We start from the raw sequence: 21106 nt of genomic DNA on the forward strand, positions 1-21106 counted from the left end.
TGTCCGATTCTGCCGAATCGGTCATGCAAACGGCAAAAAGTGCGTTCCAGTTGTCCGATTCGCCAGAATCGGACACATTGGTGGCGAAAAGGGCGATGGTGGATCTGACGGGCGGATTCGGCGTGGACTTTTCGTATCTGGCGCGCGGATTCAGCCAAGCCACTTATGTGGAACGGCAGCGGCATCTGTGCGATCTGGCCGAACACAATATGGCCGCACTGGGACTCGACCAGGCGCGCATCGTGTGCGGCGACGGCGTGGAATACCTCAGGCAGATGGGTCCGGTGGACTTCATCTACCTTGATCCGGCCCGCCGCGACGAGCATGGATCGCGCACTTACGCGATCGAGGATTGCACGCCGAACGTACTCGAATTGCGTGACCTGTTGCTCGCCAAATCGCAGTACACGCTGGTCAAGCTTTCGCCGATGTTGGATTGGCGCAAGGCGGTCGCCGATTTCGACGGGACCGTACGCGAAGTGCATATCGTGGCCACCGGCAACGAATGCAAGGAACTGTTGCTGGTATTGGGCCAGCAGGTGCATGAGGAACCATCCGCGCCGCGCGTGTTCTGCGTGAACGACAATCAGCGGATCGACTATGATTCCGCCGCATATACGCAGGGCCTGCGCATTGGCGGCAAACCGCTGCCGGAGGCGAAAAACTACTTGTATGAGCCGAATGCGTCGATTATGAAGGCCGGTTGCTTCGATCTGGTGGAGGAACGATTCGGTGTGACGCAGGTCGGTCCAAGCAGCCACCTTTTCGTGTCGGCAACGCCGGTTGCCGATTTTCCCGGCAGAGGATTCGCGATTGAAGCGATCGGCGGCATGAATAAAAAGGATATAAAACGACTGCTGAATGGCACGAAACAGGCCAATATCGCGGTACGTAACTTCCCGCTTACCGCACCGCAGCTACGCAAGAAATTGAAGCTTGCCGACGGTGGTCCGGTCTATCTGTTCGGCACTACCATGCAAGGCTGCGATCATGTGCTGCTGCGCACGTCGAAAATCTGAAAAACAAACCGGAATCGAAAAAAGAAACAGGCGAACCGGGATTGGCAAGGCAGTCGCGAAAGACCGCGTACGTTTGCGAAAGAGCGTGAAACCTACGAAGAAAACCTACGAAAAGATTGCGAGATAATCGTAAAAGGGCATGCGAAAAGGGCGTCTGACCGCACGTTGTACAGACGCCCTCAAATCGCAGGAAAGGCGAAACTACGCTTTAGCGCCACCACATGGTCATGATGAATCCGATCATGATGATCGCGAATGCGATGGCCAGATTCCACGCGCCGATGTTCGGAATCGGGTAGTCGGAAGTCAGGTAGTAGACGACCGCCCAGATCAGACCGATGATCATCAGCGCGCAGAACAGCGGCACGAACCAGCGTGGATTGGACTTGGTGCCCTTGATGGTTTCCTCCACGCGGCGGGTGTTCTCCGCCTGACGGTTCATCATGCGCTGCATCTGCGGGCTCAGGGAGTCCTTATCGGCGGTAGCGTTCAGCACCGCTTCGACGCGATCCATCGGAATGTCGTGATCGTCATCGTCGTCGGAATCAGCGGATTCGTCAGAAGTGGAATCGACGGTGGTTTCCTCAGCGGCATCCTGAACGGTTTCGTTGCTCTCTTCAACGGCAGCGGTGTCGTCCGTGGACTGCAGATCGTTCTGATCGTCCGCGGTGGTTTCGTGCAGCTCTTCGTCAGCCATCAGCATAGTCTCCTTTAATAGGCTAAAAGTCATAATAGTGGGTAGACTCGAAAGCGGCGAACTCACAGCGCAAAACTGTTCATAATCAGAGCAAATGCTTAATGGGAATCAGGAAGGTCCGCATGGCGAAGCACACCGGCAAGCACACCGCGAAACGGTCGAAAGCGGCCGGAGTGGCGGCATTCCTTGTGCTCATGTTCTCCGGATTCCTGCTCGCCACGAATCTGCGCGTGAACCGTTCCGTCGTGGTGACCAACGACACCGCCGAACTCGTGGAACAACGCGTGAAAAAAGTCAACTCCCTGCAGACGGAAGTCGACGCGCTCAGCTCCCGCGTGAACGATCTGAGCAAAACCCTGAACAGCCAGGACGACGCCGACCAGCAAGACAGCGAAAGCGCCGGCAACGGCACCATGCTGCCCGCGGTGGAAGGCCCCGGACTCGTGGTGACGCTCGACGATTCGCCACTCTGGGAAAACATGGTCGATTCCAGCGGCTCCACCTCCAACATCAACGATTACGTGGTGCACCAGCAAGACGTCGAAGCCGTGGTGAACGCGCTTTGGGCGGGCGGCGCGGAATCCATGATGATCATGGACCAGCGTGTGCTGTTCAATTCCGCAGTGCGCTGTTCCGGCAACGTGCTGCTTTTGCAGGGCAAAAAGTATTCGCCGCCATTCACCATTTCCGCGATCGGCCCGGTCGAGGCAATGAAAAAGGCGCTCGACAATTCGCAGGAAGTGACCATATACCGGCAGTACGTCAGCGCGTTCGGCTTGGGATGGCAGGTCGACGAAAAAGAAAAACTCCATTTCGACGCGACCGACGCATTGCAACAGCCGCTGCAATACGCGCAGGCGATGAACAACGAAACAGACGGATCGCAGCAAACGGACGAAACGCAGGAATCGCAAGAGGGGAAGTAACCGATGAAGCACGTGGCACCAAAACAGCGTCGCAAAAGCGTGGTCTGGACGATACTTGGCATCCTCGCCGAACTCATGCTGACCGCGGCGGCCGTCTGCGCGCTCTACATCGCATGGCAAATGTGGTGGACGGGCGTGCAGGCCGAACACAACCAAATCGAAACACGCCAATCCGTATCATGGTCCGACCCCGGCCAATCCGACAGCGTCACCATTGCGCAAGCGCAGGAAGGCGACCCGCCAACGCAACCGCAAAGCGCACAGGAAGGCGAGCTCATCGCCCAGGTCTACATTCCGCGATTCGGCAGCCAATGGCAGCGCAACCTCGTTGAAGGCACCTCTCTCACCGAACTCAACAAGCACGGACTCGGCCACTACAAGGATTCGCAAATGCCTGGCCAAGTCGGCAATTTCGCCTTCGCAGGGCACCGCAACGGCTACGGACAGCCACTCGGCGACGTCGACAAACTGCAGGAAGGCGACCCGATCATCGTGCGCACGCAGGATTACTGGTACGTCTACCACTACACCAGCTACAAAATCGTGCTGCCGACCGACATCGAAGTGGTCGCCGCCAACCCCGAAAACCCCGGCGCGACGCCAACCAAACGCATGCTGACCATGACCACATGCGAACCGAAATACTCCACGCCGACACACCGCTGGATCAGCTACGCGGAATTCTCATACTGGGCGAAGGTGTCCGACGGCATCCCCCAGGAGATCGCCTTCACCGACTCCAACGGCAAAGTCAAATTCGTCAACAACGAAAAATCGTCGATCGTCGCATCCGTCAGCTCACTCAAACCGTGGATTCTCGGCGCGCTCGCCGCATATGCGATCATCTTCCTTTCCGCGCTGGTGGCATGGCGTTGGCCGTATCTCGCCGACGTGCGCGCAGGACGCCGCGAAAAGCCGGAATTCAGCTTGTACGGCGGATTGATGCGATTGCAGCCGGGTGTGCTTCCGATTCGACTTGTGCTCATGGCGTTGCTGATTTTCGCGGCGGCCGCATCGTGCTTTGAATGGCTGTTCCCGTGGGCTGCGACGAATATTCCGGCATTGCAGGAAATGTCGAATTACACGGCCATATAAAGCTGTATTCAGGTGCCTTCCGGCGGTCTGCTGGCAGTTTTGCTGGCAGACGTGAAAGCGATTGCTGCGATCTGCGATTATCACGATTGCTGCGATTGCTGCGTGAGACGCGCGCCGCGTCACGACATGTTGCGCACGTACACTGCTATGCAAACGCAAATATTCGCGCAACGTAAGTATTCGAAGCATTCGAACGCCGACATTCCGACGTTGATAGGAGCATGATGACCGATTCCGCACGCATTTTGGTCGTGGACAACTACGATTCGTTCGTTTACACGATTGTCGGCTATTTGAAGACGTTGGGTGCCGCGGTGACGGTGGTGCGCAACGATGCGATCGATCCGGGCGAAGCCGATGTGATCGACGAATACGACGGCGTGCTTATTTCTCCCGGCCCGGGCGCTCCGGCCGATTCCGGTGCCAGCGAAGGCATGATTCGCCTGTGCGCGGAGCAGTCCAAGCCCATGTTCGGCGTGTGCCTCGGCATGCAGGCGCTGGCCGAAGTGTTCGGCGCGACCGTAAGCCACGCGCCGACCATCATGCACGGCAAAACCAGCTTGGTGGAGCATATCGACGATGAGATCTTCGAAGGCGTCGCCAATCCGATGACCGCCACCCGCTACCATTCGCTGGCCGTGGAGCCCGATTCCGTGCCGGAAGAGCTGGTGGTGACCGCGTGGACGCAGGTCGACCACATCGTGCAGGGCATCAAGCATTGCAGCAAGCCGATGTATGCGGTGCAGTTCCACCCCGAATCCGTGATGACGCAGGACGGCTACCGTCTGCTTGCGAACTGGCTGAAGGTGTGCGGCCAGGAGAACGCCGTGGAACGTTCCAAGGGATTGCAGCCCAAGGTCGCGGCCTAAGGTCGCAGCAAGAAGACGTGGGAAGTGCGAAAACGCATGGTACAAGCGATGGTACAAGCGTGGAAACGTAAGTCGCGCAATCTCAATCGTAAGAAAATACAAAATCGTAAGAAAACACGAATCGCAAAAGAACATAAGACCGTAATGAGGAAGGCCCAGCTGGCATTTCAGCTGGGCCTTCCTTGTGAATGATGGCGGTTATCTCGACCGATCAGTTGCCTTCGGGAGTGTTGTTGCCTCCGTCGGTGTTGCCGCCGTTGCCGCCGTTGTTGCCGTTGTTGCCGCCATTATTGGTGCTGGACGACTTCGTGGTCAACGTGATCGTGGCTCCGCTGTCGGACTGGGTGCCGGCGGTCGGTGACATGTCTGTGACCGTGCCATCCTCCGGGCCGGAAACCGTGACCTGGAAACCGTAGCTTTCCAACAGGCTCTTGGCGCCCGCATAGCCCATGCCGACCACGCTGGGCACGCTGATCTGCTGCTTGCCGGTAGACACCCAAATCGTGACCGCGGTACCGGCCTCGACCGTGCTTCCAACACCCGGCTCGACGCGGGTGACGGCGCCGGAAGCGATGGAATCGGAATATTCGCTTTCGATGGTGATCTGCGTCAGACCGGCCTGCTTCAGCTGCTCGATAACCGTGTCTTTCGGCTGTCCGATCAGATTGTCGGGAATCTTGGTCATGCCGGACGAAATGTACAGCGTGATGATCGTGCCCTTGGTCTGCTTTGAATGGGCGGCAGGATCCGTGCTTACCACCTTGTCTTTTTCGATGGAGGCATTGTCGACCGTGCGCACGTTACCCACCTTGAAGCCGGCGGCCTCAAGAATGGATTTCGCGTCATCCTGGCTCTTGTTCGACACATCCGGAACGGCGACCGACTGAGGGCCGGTGGAGAACCACACGGAAACCGTGGAGCCCTTGGCGACCTTCTTGCCGCCCGTCGGATTCTGCTTGGTGATGGTGCCCTTCGGCTCGCTCGAATCGGAATCCTCTCGGGCATCGAGCTTCAGACCTTTGGCCGCGAGCTGCTCTTCGACGCGCGCCTCGGAAATATTCGCCGTGGCGGTGAAATCAGGAACTTCCACCATGTCGGCGGTGGAGTCGCTCTTGTTCAGCATGAAGAACACACCCAGAATGACCAGCAGCGCCACCAGACCGCCCACCACGGAGCCGATGATGATCTGCTTCTTCTTACGCGCCTTAGCGGCCTCGGCACGCTGTTCCGCGCGGGTTTTTGTGGATACGCCGTTCTGTGGGTTCGGCACGGCCTCGAACTGGCCCGTAACGGGATTGAACGCCTGTGTCGCGGCGGTTTCACCGGCAGGAGTCATGGCCACGGTGTTCGCGTCCATTTCGGCCTGCTTGCGTGCCTTCATATTGGTCAGATCGGTCAACGGATTGAACGCGGCCGCCATCGGCACGCCGCCGTTCATGAACGTCAGCAAATCGTTCTTGAATTCGGAAGCCGTGGCGTAACGGTTCTGACGATCCTTCGCCATCGCCTTCGCGCAAATCGAATCCCACATCTTCGGCAAGCCGGGAACGACCGAACTTGGGGGAGTGGCGACCTCCGAAACATGCTGGTAGGCGATCGCAACCGCGGAATCGCCGGTAAACGGCGGCCTTCCGGTAAGCATTTCATACAGCACGCAACCTGCGGAATACAGGTCGGAACGCATGTCGACGCTTTCGCCGCGTGCCTGCTCGGGAGACAGGTATTGCGCGGTTCCGACCACACCCTGCGACTGCGTCATCGTGGCGGCGGAATCGTCGAGCGCGCGGGCGATGCCGAAGTCCATGACCTTGACCACGCCCTGCTCGGAAATCATGATGTTGCCGGGCTTGATGTCGCGGTGGATGATGCCCATGCGATGCGAATACTCAAGCGCGTTGAGCACGCCCATCATCACCTGTTCGGCGTCGCGCTGGCTCAGAGCGCCATTCACTTTGAGAATGTCGCGCAAGGTCTGGCCCTTGACATATTCCATCACCAGATACGGCAGATGTTCGGTCTGGCCGGTTTCCGTGGCGACGACCTCTTCGCCCGAATCGTAGATGTTCACGATATTCGGATTGTTCATCTGCGCCACGGAATGGGCTTCGCGACGGAAACGCTCAAGGAAGATCTTGTCGTTGGCGAAGTCGGCGCGCATGATCTTGACCGCGACGGTACGCCCAAGGCGCGTATCGAGCGCCACGTGCACTTCGGCCATGCCGCCACGGCCGACCAGTTGGCCGAGCTGGTAACGTCCACCAGCCAAAGAGGTAGGCATGTTGATGTTCATCCCTGTTCCTTCCCATCAGTGCTCAAGGAGATATGAGGTCTGCTGACCACGCGTCGCGGAAGTCTTCCGCCTGTAGGCACCACCATCGTGTCAGCCAATTGTGTCTGCTGGTCGAGCAGACGGCGTTCGATGCGGGACAACGTGCGCGACACCGTCAACGCGTCCTTCGGACGGTCAAGCGGGTCTTTGGACAGCATCGACATGACGAATTCACGCAGCTGCACGTCGACGGAGTCTGGCAGCGGCGGAACCGGATTGTTGACATGTGCTGCGGCGATGTCGACCGGCGTGGCACCCGTGAACGGACGATGCCCGCACAGGCCCTCGTAGGCGACGATGCCAAGCGAATAGATATCGGATTGAGGCGTGGCATGCTGGCCCTGCGCCTGCTCCGGGGAAATGTACTGTGCGGTGCCCACCACCATGCCGTCCTGCGTGATCTGCTCCTGATTGGTGGAGTAGGAGACGCCGAAATCGGTGATTTTCACCTCGCCGGAATCGGACACCATGATGTTCGCAGGCTTCACGTCGCGGTGGATCACGCCATGCGAATGCGCGACGAACAGGCCACGCGCGGTCTGGATGAGAATCGGCAGCAGACGGGTCGGCTCCATCGGGCCGTTCTGCTCGTGGAACAGGTCGGCCAGCGACTTGCTGGGCACGTACTCCATAACGAGGAAGCCGATGCCGTCATGTTCGTAATATTCGAACAACGCAGCGATATTCGGGTGTGCAAGATTGGCGGAATTATGCGCTTCCGCACGCAGGCGAAGCAGCTTGGCCTCCTGCGTGACGCCCAAGTCGCCGCGCAACGCCTTAATGGCCACGGGACGACCCAACTGGATATCATAGCCTTTCCATACTTCGCCCATGCCACCCTGGGCCAGACGGGCATCCAACCTGTAGCGTCGGTGGATGAGCTGTCCTTCAATCAGTTTCACTCTGCCAGCGCCTCCTGCATCATCGCCTTCATAATCGGACCCGCCGCGAACGAGCCATACAAATCCACATTGTGCACCACCACGGCAACAGCGATCTTCGGATCGTCCGCCGGGGCGAAGCCGACCACCCAGCCGTCGATGGACGTATTGCCGTCACCGATCTGCGCGGTGCCGGTTTTCGCAGCCACCTGCACGCCGTCGATGGCCAGATTCGGGTTCTCCTTGGTGACCACCGCCTCCATCATCTGCGTGAGCTTGTTGGCGGTGCCCGAACTGAACGCGCGGCTCATCACCTGCGGCTTGGTCTGCGAAATAACAGACAGGTCGGAGGAACGCACGCGATCCACCAGCGTCGGCTGCATGACCTTGCCCCCGTTCACCACGGCGGCCGCCACCAGCGCGTTCTGCAGCGGAGTCACCACGGTGTCTCCTTGGCCGATGGACGCCAAAGCGAGCTTGTCGTCGGTCGTGTCGGTCGGGAACTTCGACGCCACGCTCATCCACGGCGTGCCCGTGGAATCGGATCCGTCAACCGTGATCGGACTGTCGAAACCAAGCTTCTTGGCCATGGACGACACCTTGTCATCGCCCAAAGCCACGCCCAGCTGGGCGAACGCGGTGTTCGACGAATACGCCATCGCGTCTTCCAACGTGATCTTGCCGTCCGAACCGTCGGCCTGCGACACCGCGTTCGTCAACTGTGTGACCGTGCCCGGAAGCGTGTAGCTCGATCCGGCCGGAATCTCGGTGTCGGTCTGGTATTCGCCAGTTTCCAGCGCGGCCGCCGCCACCACCGTTTTGAACGTGGATCCCGGAGGATACAGCTGCGAGGTGGCACGGTTGAGCATCGGATTCGACTCGTCTTGCGAAAGCGTGGAATAATTGCCGTTCGCTTCGGACGTGTCGTGGCTCGCCAGCTGGTTCGGGTCGTAGCTTGGCGTGCTTGCCATGGCGAGAATACGACCGGTTTTCACTTCGATGGCCACGGCCGCGCCGTCATTGTTGGCAAGACCGTTGTAGGCGGCCTGCTGGATTTTCGGATCAATGGACGTTTCGATGGTCGCGCCCTTGTTTTCCTGGCCGGTGAACAGCGATTTGAACCGCTGCCATACCAGCTGGTCGGATTGGCCCGACAGCAGCGAGCTACGCGACGCTTCGATACCGTTCCAGCCGCGTTGGCTGATCGAGAAGAAGCCGGTGACCGGCGCGTACAGTTCGCCGGCGGTATAGGAACGCTGGTAGGAGAACGCGTCGTTCGAAGGGTCGGATTTGGCGATGACGGAGCCGTCCGAAGCGAGGATCGCACCGCGCGGAGCGCCATACTCGTGGTAGAGGGCGCGGGTGTTGCGCGGGTCGTTGTTGAGTTGGTTCGCGCGAATCGCCGTGATGATGGTGGTGGACATGCCCAGGATGACGAACAGCGCCACCACGATGGTGAAGAGTTGGCGGAGTGACTTATTCATGCTTGGCTCCCCTCTGACATGCTGTCCGATACGTTCGGAGTGCCCGATGGGGGAGCGGGTGGTACGACTGGCGTGCCTGAAACCGGCGTCTCCGTGGAGATGATTTCAGTGGCCTGCGCGGAGGCCTGCGCGGAGGCCACGCTTCTGCGGGCGCGGCTCTGCTTGCGGGCGCGCAGCGCCTGCATCGCCTCATATTGGAACGTGTCGCTATCGATATCGGATTCGGGTTTGTTCGCCGAGTTGGAAATCACCACTAGGAGTGCTGCCAACATGTAATTCGCTATGAGTGAGGATCCGCCGGCGGCCATGTACGGAAGAGTCAAACCCGTAAGTGGGATGACTAACGTGATGCCTCCCACCACGGTGAACACCTGGAAGGCCATGGTGAACACGAGGCCCGATGCGAGAAGCTTGCCGAACCCATCCTTGATTTTCATCGCAGTGATCATCCCGGCGGCGATGATGAGCAGATAGAGCATCAGAATGGCCATCAGACCGGTGAGGCCCAGCTCTTCGCCAAGTGCCGCGTAGATGTAGTCGGAGTTGGCGATCGGAGTGAGCGACGGGTGACCTTGCCCAAGGCCGGTGCCCATCAAGCCGCCTGATGCCAGGCCGAAAATACCCGTGACGAGCTGGTAGGATCCGCCGTACTCCTTGTTGTACTGCGCCGAGTCGAACGGGTGCAGCCAGGCGTCGACGCGCGCGCCGACATGGCTGAAAATATTGGCCGCGGCGAACGCGCCCACGGCGAACGCGATGAAACCAATCACAATCCAACTGGTGCGCCCCGTGGCCACGTACAACATGGACACGAACATGGCGAAGAACATCAACGACGTGCCCAAATCATGCTGCACGACCAGCACGCCCATCGACACGATCCACACCACGATGATAGGCCCAAGATCCTTGATGCGCGGCAGCTGCAGGCCCAGCACCTTCTTGCCACCGACCGCCAGCTGGTCGCGGTGGTCATACAGGTAGGAGGCGAAGAAAAACGCGAGGAACAGCTTCGCGAACTCGCTTGGCTGGAACGATCCCAAACCGGGAATCTTCACCCAAATGCGCGCGCCATACTGTTCGGAACCGATCACCGGAAGCATCGGTGACAGCAGCAACACCAAACCGATCACCATGCTGACGTACGAGAACCGCCTCAGCACACGGTAATCCTTCATGAAGATCACCAGCAGATTCGCCAAAACCAGCGCTATCGACAGCCAAAGCAACTGTTTGAACGCGACGGACGTGTTCGAATCCTGGTCGATGCGGGCGATCATCATGATGCCGGTGCCAGTCAGCACCATCACACAACACATGATCGCCTGGTTGGCATACGGCTGGAAACGCAGCGGCAATCCCCAGGAAGTCAGGAACAATGCGCCGACAAAAGCGAGCATCCACAAATAATTCTGCGGAAAACCGCCGGTGGTGCGTTCGAACATCTGGAAGAACGCGACGCCGCAAATCAGCATGCTGAACAGCAGCAGGCCGAATTGCTTCAGACGGGTTGCCATCATGACTGGTCACCGCCTGACTTGTTTGCCGAAGCGTCGTCCGATTTGTCTGATTTGCCCGACGACTTGTCGGAAGTCGTACCAGAGGATTTGTTGTCGGATTCGCCGTTTGCCTTGTCTTGTTCCTTCTGCGCGGCTTCGTCCTGCTGTTGCTTCAGCTGCTTTTTGATCAGTCGCGTATGCGTTTTCGCCTCGCCGTACGTGTCGAAGGAAATGCCCTGCGCAAGCTGTTCCTGCCAGCTTGGCGGCAGTTCGCTCGTCTTCATATGGGTGTCGGTGACGGCGTGCGACAGCTGGAAGCCGAACAGGCTTGTCGGCACGCCTTGGAAAATCGCCACTTCGCCGTTGTCGTCGCCGATGTAGTACTTGGTTTGGCTCCAACGGTAGGTTGCGAACGCGCCGCCCGCCAGTCCCAGCAGTACCACGATGGTGACGATGATGGCGATCACACGGTTTCGTCGGGTGCGCGTGCGCTTCGTTTTGCGCTGCTCGATATGCTCGTTGCGGATGGCTTTGGCGACTTCCGGATCGTTCGGATCGGCGGAAATGCGGCCGTCGTCCTTCTGCACGACGGGGATTTCACCGGTGTCGGGATTGGTGCGGTCGCCGTTCTCCTCGCGTACCGTGGACGGTTGCGCCACGCGCTGTTCCGGAGGATTGTCGTCCTCGTTGGGATTTTTGCCGTTGCGCAGTGCGGCGGCACGGGCGGCCGGCGACTTCTTGCCCTCGCGCAGTGCGGGAGCGGATGCGACCGGCTCGTTGATGATGTCGGCGATCGGTTCAAGGCTTGCGCTGGCCGCGCCGCCAACCAACGGCGTCTGATGCGGCAGGTCGAACGCGTCCGCGTCAAGGGCGAGCGTCGCGTCGGCGATGACCGCGGTGACGTTGTCGGTGCTGCCGGCACGAAGCGCCATCGAAACCAGCTGTTGCGCGCACTCCTCCTGATCGGAGCAGGCGGACAGCACCTCCTGCAATGTGGAATCCTCAAGCACGCCGCACAAACCGTCGGAGCAGAGCAGCCAGCGGTCGGCCGGATGTGCCTTGCGTATGGCGATGTCCGGACTCGAATCGATATCGAAATCACCCAGAACGCGCATCACGACGTTGCGCTGCGGATGGTTGCGCGCCTCGGCTTCGCTGATGCGGCCGGTGTCGATCAGATGCTGCACGTAGCTGTGGTCGGACGTCATGCGGATCAGACGGCCGTCATGCAGCAGATATGCGCGGGAATCGCCGATATGCGCCAAAACCCAATATCCGGCCACCAATGCGACCGACGTGACGGTGGTGCCCATGCCCGCGAGACGACGTTCGCGCTTCGCTTTGCCAACGATCGCGTCATGCGCGGCCATAACCGAGGTTTCCATCATGTGGGCGATAATCTGGACATCGCCCTGCACGTTGTCTTGCTCGATATGCGCCAATGAACGGATGGCGATGGTGGAGGCGGTGTCGCCTCCCGCATGGCCTCCCATGCCATCGCAGATGGCGATCAGATGCTCGCCGGCGAACGCGGAATCCTGGTTGTTGGAACGTACGGTACCCACATCGGAAACGACGGTGGAATACATGAACAGCGGTTGTGAAGCGGGAGAAGTCGGCAAACGGGTCACCTCAATTCAAAGGTGGTTGCGCCAATGCGTACGGGAACGCGCGATCCGAGAATCATCGGAGCGTTCAGACGCTGCTGGTTGACCACAGTACCGTTGGTGGAACCCAGGTCTTCGATGGCCCACTTGCCGGTGGCGGGATCCGTATAGACGCGCGCATGGTGGGACGAGACGAATTCGTCGTCCAGAACCACGGTGTTCGAAGCGGAACGGCCAAGCGTGATGGTGTTGCCGGACAAAGGGACGGAACTGCCGGCAAGGGGGCCATCGATGATGACCAGCAAGGTGGGTTTGGCGCTTGATGTGGCGCTGACGACTGGTGCCGGGGCGGCCACGGGCGCGGGCGCTTCGACGGCCTTGCGCGCGCGACGCTCCTTACGGCGATGAGCCCGCGACTTGCGCGGGCTGAGCGTTTCCACATCCCTGTACAGCGAACGCACCGTACAGGCCACGAAGATCCAGAGCAGTACGAGGAAGCCGTACTTGAGGATCGCGAAAGTAAGTTCAGTGAGCATAGAGGCAACTCCCGAGGTTGGGGTTGGTTACTCCTGATCCTGCGAAGAGGCCCAATACAGGATTCGGGTGCGGCCGATGGTGATCGTGTTGCCGTCGAGCAATGTGGCCGCCTCGACATGATGGCCTTCGACATACATGCCGTTGGTGGAGCCCAGATCGCGTGCGATGACGGTGTTGCCGTTGTCGGTGATGTCGATCTGCATGTGGCGGCGGGAGATGCCCGGATCGTCGATCACGATATCGCAGTCGGATCCGCGGCCGATGATGGTCTTGCTTTCCGTGAGCAGATATTGGTGCTCGCCGATTTCCAGCATCGGGCAGTCTTCGGTCTGCGCGTCGGTGGTGACGGGCACGGTATTGCCTTGCACGGATTCGCTCGTCAGCTTGAAATTGCTCTTGGTGAGGTCAAGGTCCTCTTCGAAGATCACCACGACCGGACCGACGAACGCGTAATGCTGGTCCTTCGCGTACTGGGTGAGGTTGTCGGCCAGCTCATTGGCCAACGCTTCCGCGCCCCATTCGACGATATTGTTGAAATCCGGCGTGCTCAGCTTGAAACGGTACTCATTCGGCGCCACGGTACGGTCTCGCGTGACGGGCATGGCCTCTTTGTCAATCTCACGTTCCAGAGCGCTGGAAAGGTCGACGGGCTGCAGGTCCTTGGACCCGAACTTGGCGAAAACCCCGTTGACGGCGCCTTCCACGCTTTTCTCAAATCGGTCGAGAACACTCATGCTTGTCCCTTTCTATCCTCACCCATCCTACGCGGTAGAGCGCCGAGCGCCAATTCGTAAGTCCTTTAATTGCAAAAATTTCATGCATAAATCCAGCCCCAGCATCATTTAGGGGGTATTTATCCGCGAATATGACTACCTTCGCCCCCGATTTCCACGATGCACGAATTCACGGAAGGTGGAATTGGGATGGTGATAGGTTGGGAGCATGACAGATGCGATTCGACAGTTCCCCCGTAAAAAAGCACGTACCTTGCGATTTTCCTGCGGCGCTCCGCGTTCGGCGCGCGTGATTGCAGACGGCTCCCGCGCGCTGTTCCTGCGTTCCGACGGTCCGGAAGACACCGTCACCTCGCTGTGGATGAGCGTGATCGACGAAGACGGCAACATCGGTGAGATTCCGCTCGCCGATCCGCGCGTATTGCTTGCCGACGCCGACGCGGAAGACGTTCCGGCGGAAGAGAAGGCGCGACGCGAACGTGCGCGCGAAGGCGGATCCGGCATCGTCTCGTATTGCGTCGACGGTGCCGGCAACCGCGTGACCTTCACCATCAACGGGCAGCTTTTCCTCACCGACCTTACGGCGGGCGCGACGCGAGCCATCACGATAGAGGAAGATGAACTCAAACCGGTGCTGAACCCGCGCATCAGTCCCGACGGACGGCACATCATGTACACCACCGGCACGTATCTGGTGGACGTGGATCTCGCCAACGATGAAGAAACCGGCGACGCGATTTCGGTGGTCGCCTCGGCACCGCAGAACGGCGAATGGAAAATCGGATTGGCGGAATTCGCCGCAGGCGAAGAAATGGACCGCTACGACGGCTTCTGGTGGTCACCCGACTCCAAATACGTGCTCTTCGAAACCTACGACGAATCCCCCGAACCGATCTGGCATCTGTCGGACCCCGCGAATCCAACCAATCCGGCGCAAGCCAACCGCTATCCGCAAGCGTTGACCGCCAATGCCGACGTGCGGCTGACCCTGCTGGAACTCGGCTACGACAGCGACAACTGCTGCTACGGGGCAATCGCCAACGAAGTGCAGTGGGACCATGAATCCTACGAATATCTGGCCGCCGTAAGCTGGAGTGAAGGCCACGATCCGATCATCCTTGTGCAAGACCGCCTCCAGCAGCACGATCAGGTGCTCGCCATCCATGTAGGCGAGCCGATCGCCACCATGCGTGACGCGGAAAACGGCTTCACCGACGACAATGGCGACGAGGTCGAAACCTTCTCCATCGCCATTCCCGAATACGCGGAAGGCGAACGCCCTGGCACCACGCGCGTGCTTGAGGAACACGGCAACGACTACTGGCTCGACCTCATCCACGGCACCCCTGCATTCACTCCGGATGGACGCTTGATCTGCGCGATGAACGACATGGACGTCGATACGAACCGACTCACCGTTGATGGTACGCCCTTCACTCCGGCCGGACTGCAGGTGCGCGAAGTGCTCGACGTGACCGACGACGACGTGCTGTGCGTGGTGCAGCGCACCCCTGAAATCCTGCCTGAAAGCGACCTGCCGTTCCTCTGGCAGTCGAATGCCTCCGACCATGACGCCCGCAGCTTCGACGTGGTGTCGATCCGCTATGACGGCACATGGGAACCCCTCACCTACGCGCCCGGCCAGTGGAGCATGTCTCGCGCCGGCAACGGCTGCGTGGTGACCGGACGGGGCATGGACGACGCAACCGTGCAAATGCAGCATTGCATGAACATCGCCACAACCGACGAAAATGGTACGGACGTGGCGTCAATGGTGGTCGCACCAATCGAAAACCATGCCGAAACCCCCGGATTCACGCCGAACGTGCACTTCACCCGACTCGGCGAACGTGAGCTGTACACGGCGATCGTGCTGCCCTCATCCGATAGTGAATACGCGCACGAAGCCATCCTGCCGGTACTCATGAAACCCTACGGAGGCCCCGGCTTCCAACAGGTCATCGAAAGTCAATCCTTCTATTGGGACGCGCAATGGTGGGCCGACCAAGGCTACATCGTGGTCACCACCGACGGACGCGGCACCACCGGACGCGGCCCGCAATGGGACCGCGCCATCTACGAAACCATGAAATCCGTAACGCTCGAAGACCAGATCGACGCCGTGCGCGCGCTGCCGGAAGCGTTGGAAGCGCTGGCTGGCGAGAATGCGGCAGTCAACGTTCCGCAACCCGATCTCAGCCGCGTCGCCATGATCGGCTGGTCGTACGGCGGATTCCTCTCCGCGCTCGCCGTGTTGGAGGCGCCGGAAACGTTCGCCGCGGCCTGCGCGGGCGCGCCTCCGACCGACTGGACGCTGTACGACACGCATTACACCGAACGCTATCTCGGCCTTGACTCGGCCGTGTACGAACGCAACAGCATCATCGCCGACGCGCCGCAGCTTGATCGCCCGCTCATGCTCATCCACGGGTTCGCCGACGACAATGTGACGATCGCGCACAGCCTGCGCCTGAGCCAGGCGCTGATGGCAACCGGACGTAAGCACACGTTCCTGCCGCTGACCGGCATCACGCACATGACCAACGACGAGACGGTTGCCGAAAATCTGCTGATCCTGCAGCGCGATTTCCTTGCGGAAGCGTTGGGGTGACGGCACCGTGACGACAGTGCAGTCACGGTAACGGCAACATCGCAAACGAAAGTGCTGCAAAGCGCCGTAGGAAGACAAAACGCGTTCCCCTGCGACTCCCGGACTGCCAAGCATCCGAACGTCGTGGGCGAACGCGTTCCCCTCTCGAATGCCAACATAAAACAGGCGAAAACGACTTCGCAAGCGAGGGGTACCACATTTGTGTACCCCCCCCCAAAAAAAAATCTGGGCTTGAAAAAGACGGAAATCGGTGGATCGGGCTCGTCCTAACCCTGATCCGCAGCTATGGTCAAACCTGCACTTGTTCAAGCAAACCGGGCGAATCGTCGATGACGGTCACCGGAATGTACGCAAACAACGTCCAACTGCCGTCCTGCGCAGACGTGGTGAGCGTGCCCTGATACGATTCGAGCTGCTTCTTGAACGAGGCGAGCCCGTGGCCGCCCGGTAGTTCGTCATCGCGCTCGTCAGCTCCAGCCATGTCCTCTTTCATGGGATTGATTTGCGTGATTTCGATGGCATTCGGCCGGAGCATCACCGAAAGATCGACCTTGCTTCCCGGAGCGGCATGGCGTGCGATATTCGCATAGATCTCGCGCAGCAGATTATTGGCAAGTTCGGCGATTGCTTGCGATGCGCTCGGCTTGCCGCCCGCGCAGTGCCGGATGGACGTGATATTGAAGCCAAGCTTGCGCAAGCGACGATCGCCGTCATCCAGTGTTGCTCGCAGCAGATTGGCCAACGCTTCGCCGTCGGCGTCGCCGGGGAGAGTGGTGGCGTCCATATTCAATTCGTCGATGACGCGATGCACGTTCGTCAATGCGGAAAGAATATATTCGTTGATTTGCCGCCAGTCTTCGGCATCGGCTGTTGTGGTTGCCGTAGTTGTGGTTGCGTTGGCAGGGTCAGCAGCGACGCCAGGGCCGCTAGAGTTGCCACCGATATGCCGTTGCGCCACAAACGACGCCGCTGACAAATCGCCCGTCACCGCATCGTGAATGGCATCGGCAATGCGTGCGCGGCTTTCCAATTCCTGCAGACGATTCTTGTTCTGCGCCGCTTCGAAGCTTTTCTGCGTTGTTTTTTCGCTCCAACTCAACGTCCGACCAAGCAGTAGCACCATGGCATACATGCTGACCATGGCGACGGGGTTGGTATTTGGGTCAGGGGGGTCAATCAGCAGAATGTTAACAACGTAATATATGAGTAACGTTGCCACGATAATGGCATTAGTGCTGTATGCGAGCATGCCATAGGCGTAAAGCTGCGCGGGAAGAGAATTTCCCAAATGCGCGTAGGGAGTAAACAGATCGCCTATGGAGGCAATCACGAGAATCGCCACCGATGTACTTTTCAGAAACAGCGGAGACAGTACGAGCGCCGTAACCAGCATCGCAACCCATATCACGCCAAATATGTCGGTAGGAGGCTCGTAGCAAACGCCGTATATGGTCCATGCAAGCACGATCAGCATAATGGCGAAACGGATTGGATGCCACAGGTTCGGATGCTGCGTGCGCATACGGTTGCGCCACGCAATGTACTGAGTTGCGGGTTTAGAGCGCATTGGACCTCACCCACAGTGCCACTGCCTGACGCGAGGTCTTGCAGTTGAGTTTTCTTAAAATACTTTGCATATGTTTGCGGATGGTGGCTTCGGAAATCCCCAAACGCTCGGCGATGTCCCGGTCAAGCATGCCCTCCGCGCACAAGGAAATAATCTGCTCCTCACGAACGGTAAGCGCGGGAGTGGTCTCAGCCTCCCTGCTGATACGCAGATTGGCCAACGCAGGCGGCTCAAATCCCTCCATCACCTCGCCATTGCACATACGCATAATAATCTGCGCCAACTGGTCGGCATTCTCCTTACCAACCAACCCTTGCGCACCAGCCTCAACCAGCTTGTCCCGATAACTATTGATGGAAAAACTGGTTGCACCGAGAATCGGCATGCGCTGGCCCATCAAACGCAACCGACGACACGTGGCGGGGCCTTGCAATCCCTCCATCGACATATCGAGAATCAACAAACTGACATGGCCGTTCGCATCCTGGCAACGTTCTATCGCCTCACAGCCTGAAGTCGCCGTCCACACCACATACGCGGTCGGCACTTTGCTGGCAATGACGGCACTGAGCGAATCCAGCGCTCGCGGATCATTGTCGACCAGCGCGATGCGGTGAATCTTGGGATGCTTTTCCCGCGTGGACATCATGCGATCACTTTCCTTTTCCGCACAGCCATTGCAGCCATGTTGGGCAGTTGGAATCTTGGGCAGCGGAGATATCACCGTTGTTGTCAACGGGAGTTGCCGCCGCGTACGCATACGTTGGTGTGCCGGTGAGAGACAGCGTTACCACCATCAGCAGTGAAACGAACTTCATACCTCCATAGTATGCGAGGATGGCGCGCGGGGGTGACGATTCGGTTGTTCCGGTACGCCGTTGATGCACTGACGCATCGTTATACAGCGCGTATGCCTGTGCTTAGTTTCGTCTTGGCGCCGTTCGCCTAAGATGGAACCATGACTATCACGCTCATCGACGAGGCGCGCTATGACGCCGAAATGGACGCTACGGTGCTGCCTGCGCTGCAGGCTTGCATGACGGAAGGTTGGATGGAACCGGCCACCGTCGATTGGGAAGGCAAGGCGTTGCCCAAGTTGGAGCGCCCCGGCCGGTTGCATTACTACCGCTACGACGCGCGCACATTCGACGCGTTGCGCGAGGAAGGCGCTTCGGGCGTATTTCGTGGCACGATCGTCATTTCGCACGGATTCACCGAATTCGGACGCAAATACAGCGAAATGGTGTGGTACTTTCTGTTGGCCGGCTATTCGGTGTGCGTGTTCGAGCATCGCGGGCATGGCCATTCCGCGCACGATATGAGCAATCCAAGTTTGGTATGGATTGACGATTGGCGGCGATATGTGGCCGATTTCGCCACGTTTGCACAGACTGTGGGGCGTGAGGCGGCGGATGGTGGCCCAATGTACCTGTACTGCCATTCCATGGGCGGCGGCATCGGCGCGGCTGTGCTGGAACGCTACCCGTCGCTGTTCGACAAGGCGGTCCTGTCCGCGCCGATGATCGCGCCGGTGGTCGGCATGCCGACGTGGGTCGCACGCATTGTGGTCGGCGTAATCTGCGGGCTTGGCTTCGGCAAATCACGCGTGTTCGGGCATACCGATTTCGACGGCAACCTCAATCTCGACGACTACGAGGGAGCCTCCGAGGCACGCATCCGCTGGTTCCACAAGCAACGTTTGGCGGACGTGACGTGCCAGACCAACGCGGCCACGTTCGATTGGGCAAACCAGGCGATGGCGCTTTCCCGAGCCGTGCTCAAACCCGACATGTGTGGAGCTATCGAAGCCCCGGTATTGCTATTCCAAGCCGGACGCGACGTGTGGGTGCTCAACGGACCACAAGATGACTTCGTCGAACGTGTGCGAGAAGGCGGCGGTTCCATCGAAAAAGTGCGATACAGCCAGTCATTGCACGAAATTTTCTCCATGCCGAATGCCGTGCTCGGACCATATCTCGACAAAATCCTCGATTTTTTGTCAGCGCCGAACGCAAGCTTGGCGGAATAAATCTGTTTTGCATAACTGACGTTTAATATGCGTACCGTGTGCGTTACAATCGCCGTGAATTTGCCGTGAAAGCCGTGGAGAGAGCGAGGACAGGCCGTGGCAAAGCAAACGTCGGGACAGGCGTCGCAATCGCAGAAAACTTCCGAATCGCAAAAAACCGCGAAAAAAACTACGAAAAAAACGGAACATGTGCTGGAACAGACGCCGAAAAGCCTGCTCATCGGCACTGGCATGACATTGCTGGGCGGTGCCATGTGGGGCATGAACAGCACCGTGGCCAAACTGCTGATGCGCGACTACCAGCTGGATCCAATCTGGCTTTCCTGCGTACGCGCGCTATTCGCCAGCCTGATCTTCCTGGTCGGATCGGCCATCACCACACCGCAGAAACTCGCCGGAGCGGTCAAAGACGTCAAATCGTATCCGAAATATCTGGTCACCACGCTGATATGCGTGCTTCTGGTGCAGGTCTCCTACCTGATGACCATCGACTGGACGAACTCCGGAACCGCCACCGTATTGCAGACGCTCAACCTGATCTTCGTGCTCGCCTGGGTATGCCTGCGCGGCAAACGACTGCCCCTCAAGCGTGAATTGGTCGGCGTGCTCCTGGCGTTCGCAGGCACGTTCCTCATCGCCACCGGCGGCAACTTCGCCTCGCTGTCGTTGCCATGGCAGGGGCTCGCATGGGGACTGGTCGACTCGGTGAGCACCGCGGCCATGTCCATCCTGCCGGTCGTGCTCATGCTCAAATGGGGCAACATGACCATCAACGGCATCACATTCCTCATGTCCGGACTCATCCTATGCCCGTTCGCGCAACCGTGGGCGAACATTCCCGCACTGGACGCGCGAGGCGTGCTCCTGCTGCTCTACACCATCGTATGCGGCACGTTCCTCGCGTTCTGGCTCTACATGGCAGGCGTGATGCGCGTCGGCGCGGTGCGTGCCACCATGCTCGGCACCAGCGAACCGGTCATGGCCACCATCACCGCAGTGGCATGGGCCGGCGAAACGTTCACCTTCACCGACCTGACCGGCTTCGCCATGATCATCATCATGGTCTTCCTCGTGCGCTGACCGCTCGCCATAGCCATAAACTGTCCGATTCTGGAGAATCGGACATCCAGAACGCAAAACCCATACCTTAGTTGTCCGATTCACCAGAAACGGACAACTAAACAGGTAAAACTGCCCCACAGTTGTCCGTTTCTCCAGAATC

The 21106-nt window shown here is 59.1% G+C and carries 18 protein-coding genes; 7 read left to right on the forward strand and 11 right to left on the reverse strand.

Annotated features, from left to right (window positions below):
* Positions 1-1019: class I SAM-dependent methyltransferase (locus Q5H33_RS06125; RefSeq protein WP_302423559.1), on the forward strand; the 1019-nt coding region annotated here is incomplete at its 5' end.
* Between the two features lie 208 nt (positions 1020-1227).
* Here the strand turns inward: Q5H33_RS06125 and crgA are convergent.
* Complete coding sequence (gene crgA / locus Q5H33_RS06130; RefSeq protein ID WP_072043183.1) at positions 1228-1722, reverse strand: cell division protein CrgA; 495 nt, start codon at positions 1720-1722, stop codon at positions 1228-1230.
* Positions 1723-1838: 116 nt separating this feature from the next.
* On the opposite strand from crgA, the gene Q5H33_RS06135 reads away from it, so the two are divergent.
* The 3 genes from Q5H33_RS06135 to Q5H33_RS06145 all read left to right on the forward strand — a co-directional run bounded on the left by Q5H33_RS06135 (position 1839) and on the right by Q5H33_RS06145 (position 4606).
* Positions 1839-2642: a DUF881 domain-containing protein gene (locus Q5H33_RS06135; RefSeq protein WP_117754386.1), complete on the forward strand. Its 804-nt coding sequence runs from the start codon at positions 1839-1841 to the stop codon at positions 2640-2642.
* Positions 2643-2645: 3 nt separating this feature from the next.
* On the forward strand, positions 2646-3737 hold the full coding sequence (locus Q5H33_RS06140) for a class E sortase (protein WP_302423562.1): 1092 nt from the start codon (positions 2646-2648) through the stop codon (positions 3735-3737).
* Positions 3738-3961: 224 nt separating this feature from the next.
* Positions 3962-4606 carry an aminodeoxychorismate/anthranilate synthase component II gene (locus Q5H33_RS06145; protein WP_022245027.1) on the forward strand — a complete coding sequence of 215 codons (645 nt, stop codon included), beginning with the start codon at positions 3962-3964 and terminating at the stop codon, positions 4604-4606.
* Positions 4607-4817: 211 nt separating this feature from the next.
* Here Q5H33_RS06145 and pknB read toward each other — a convergent pair whose 3' ends face one another.
* Genes pknB through Q5H33_RS06180 form a run of 7 tightly spaced genes read right to left on the reverse strand, consistent with a single transcriptional unit; the run spans position 4818 to position 13677 of the window.
* Positions 4818-6896 carry a Stk1 family PASTA domain-containing Ser/Thr kinase gene (gene pknB / locus Q5H33_RS06150; RefSeq protein WP_134870904.1) on the reverse strand — a complete coding sequence of 693 codons (2079 nt, stop codon included), beginning with the start codon at positions 6894-6896 and terminating at the stop codon, positions 4818-4820.
* On the reverse strand, positions 6893-7837 hold the full coding sequence (locus Q5H33_RS06155; protein ID WP_004222862.1) for a serine/threonine-protein kinase: 945 nt from the start codon (positions 7835-7837) through the stop codon (positions 6893-6895). The genes pknB and Q5H33_RS06155 overlap by 4 nt, the downstream gene beginning before the upstream one ends.
* Positions 7834-9300: a penicillin-binding protein 2 gene (locus tag Q5H33_RS06160; RefSeq protein WP_065440724.1), complete on the reverse strand. Its 1467-nt coding sequence runs from the start codon at positions 9298-9300 to the stop codon at positions 7834-7836. Before Q5H33_RS06160 ends, Q5H33_RS06155 begins: the two co-directional genes overlap by 4 nt.
* Positions 9297-10820 (reverse strand): FtsW/RodA/SpoVE family cell cycle protein, encoded by a 1524-nt coding sequence (locus Q5H33_RS06165; RefSeq protein WP_004222867.1) that lies wholly within the window; start codon positions 10818-10820, stop codon positions 9297-9299. Before Q5H33_RS06165 ends, Q5H33_RS06160 begins: the two co-directional genes overlap by 4 nt.
* Positions 10817-12421, reverse strand: coding sequence for a PP2C family serine/threonine-protein phosphatase (locus Q5H33_RS06170; RefSeq protein WP_033524170.1), 1605 nt, complete (start codon positions 12419-12421; stop codon positions 10817-10819). Before Q5H33_RS06170 ends, Q5H33_RS06165 begins: the two co-directional genes overlap by 4 nt.
* Positions 12422-12426: 5 nt before the next feature.
* Positions 12427-12942, reverse strand: a complete 516-nt coding sequence (locus Q5H33_RS06175) for an FHA domain-containing protein (protein ID WP_022244634.1) — start codon at positions 12940-12942, stop codon at positions 12427-12429.
* A gap of 27 nt (positions 12943-12969) precedes the next feature.
* Entirely contained in the window at positions 12970-13677 is a 708-nt protein-coding gene (locus Q5H33_RS06180) for a DUF3662 and FHA domain-containing protein (RefSeq protein ID WP_004222873.1), read from the reverse strand.
* Between the two features lie 208 nt (positions 13678-13885).
* On the opposite strand from Q5H33_RS06180, the gene Q5H33_RS06185 reads away from it, so the two are divergent.
* Entirely contained in the window at positions 13886-16288 is a 2403-nt protein-coding gene (locus Q5H33_RS06185; RefSeq protein ID WP_226557984.1) for a prolyl oligopeptidase family serine peptidase, read from the forward strand.
* Between the two features lie 289 nt (positions 16289-16577).
* On the opposite strand, the gene Q5H33_RS06190 is transcribed toward Q5H33_RS06185, so the two are convergent.
* The 3 genes from Q5H33_RS06190 to Q5H33_RS06200 are packed head-to-tail and all read right to left on the reverse strand — an operon-like array spanning position 16578 to position 18673.
* Positions 16578-17810, reverse strand: a complete 1233-nt coding sequence (locus Q5H33_RS06190; protein WP_065446547.1) for a sensor histidine kinase — start codon at positions 17808-17810, stop codon at positions 16578-16580.
* Positions 17811-17844: 34 nt separating this feature from the next.
* A complete protein-coding gene (locus Q5H33_RS06195; protein WP_022244653.1) occupies positions 17845-18504 on the reverse strand; it encodes a response regulator transcription factor in 660 nt (219 codons plus the stop codon).
* Between the two features lie 4 nt (positions 18505-18508).
* On the reverse strand, positions 18509-18673 hold the full coding sequence (locus tag Q5H33_RS06200; RefSeq protein WP_155497134.1) for a hypothetical protein: 165 nt from the start codon (positions 18671-18673) through the stop codon (positions 18509-18511).
* 140 nt (positions 18674-18813) lie between these two features.
* Here Q5H33_RS06200 and Q5H33_RS06205 point away from each other — a divergent pair, with 140 nt between their 5' ends.
* Positions 18814-19884, forward strand: coding sequence for an alpha/beta fold hydrolase (locus tag Q5H33_RS06205; RefSeq protein WP_302423578.1), 1071 nt, complete (start codon positions 18814-18816; stop codon positions 19882-19884).
* 96 nt (positions 19885-19980) lie between these two features.
* Complete coding sequence (locus Q5H33_RS06210) at positions 19981-20964, forward strand: DMT family transporter (RefSeq protein ID WP_302423580.1); 984 nt, start codon at positions 19981-19983, stop codon at positions 20962-20964.
* Positions 20965-21106: the final 142 nt, after the last annotated feature.

The organism is uncultured Bifidobacterium sp. (genome assembly GCF_959020145.1).
GTDB lineage: Bacteria > Actinomycetota > Actinomycetes > Actinomycetales > Bifidobacteriaceae > Bifidobacterium.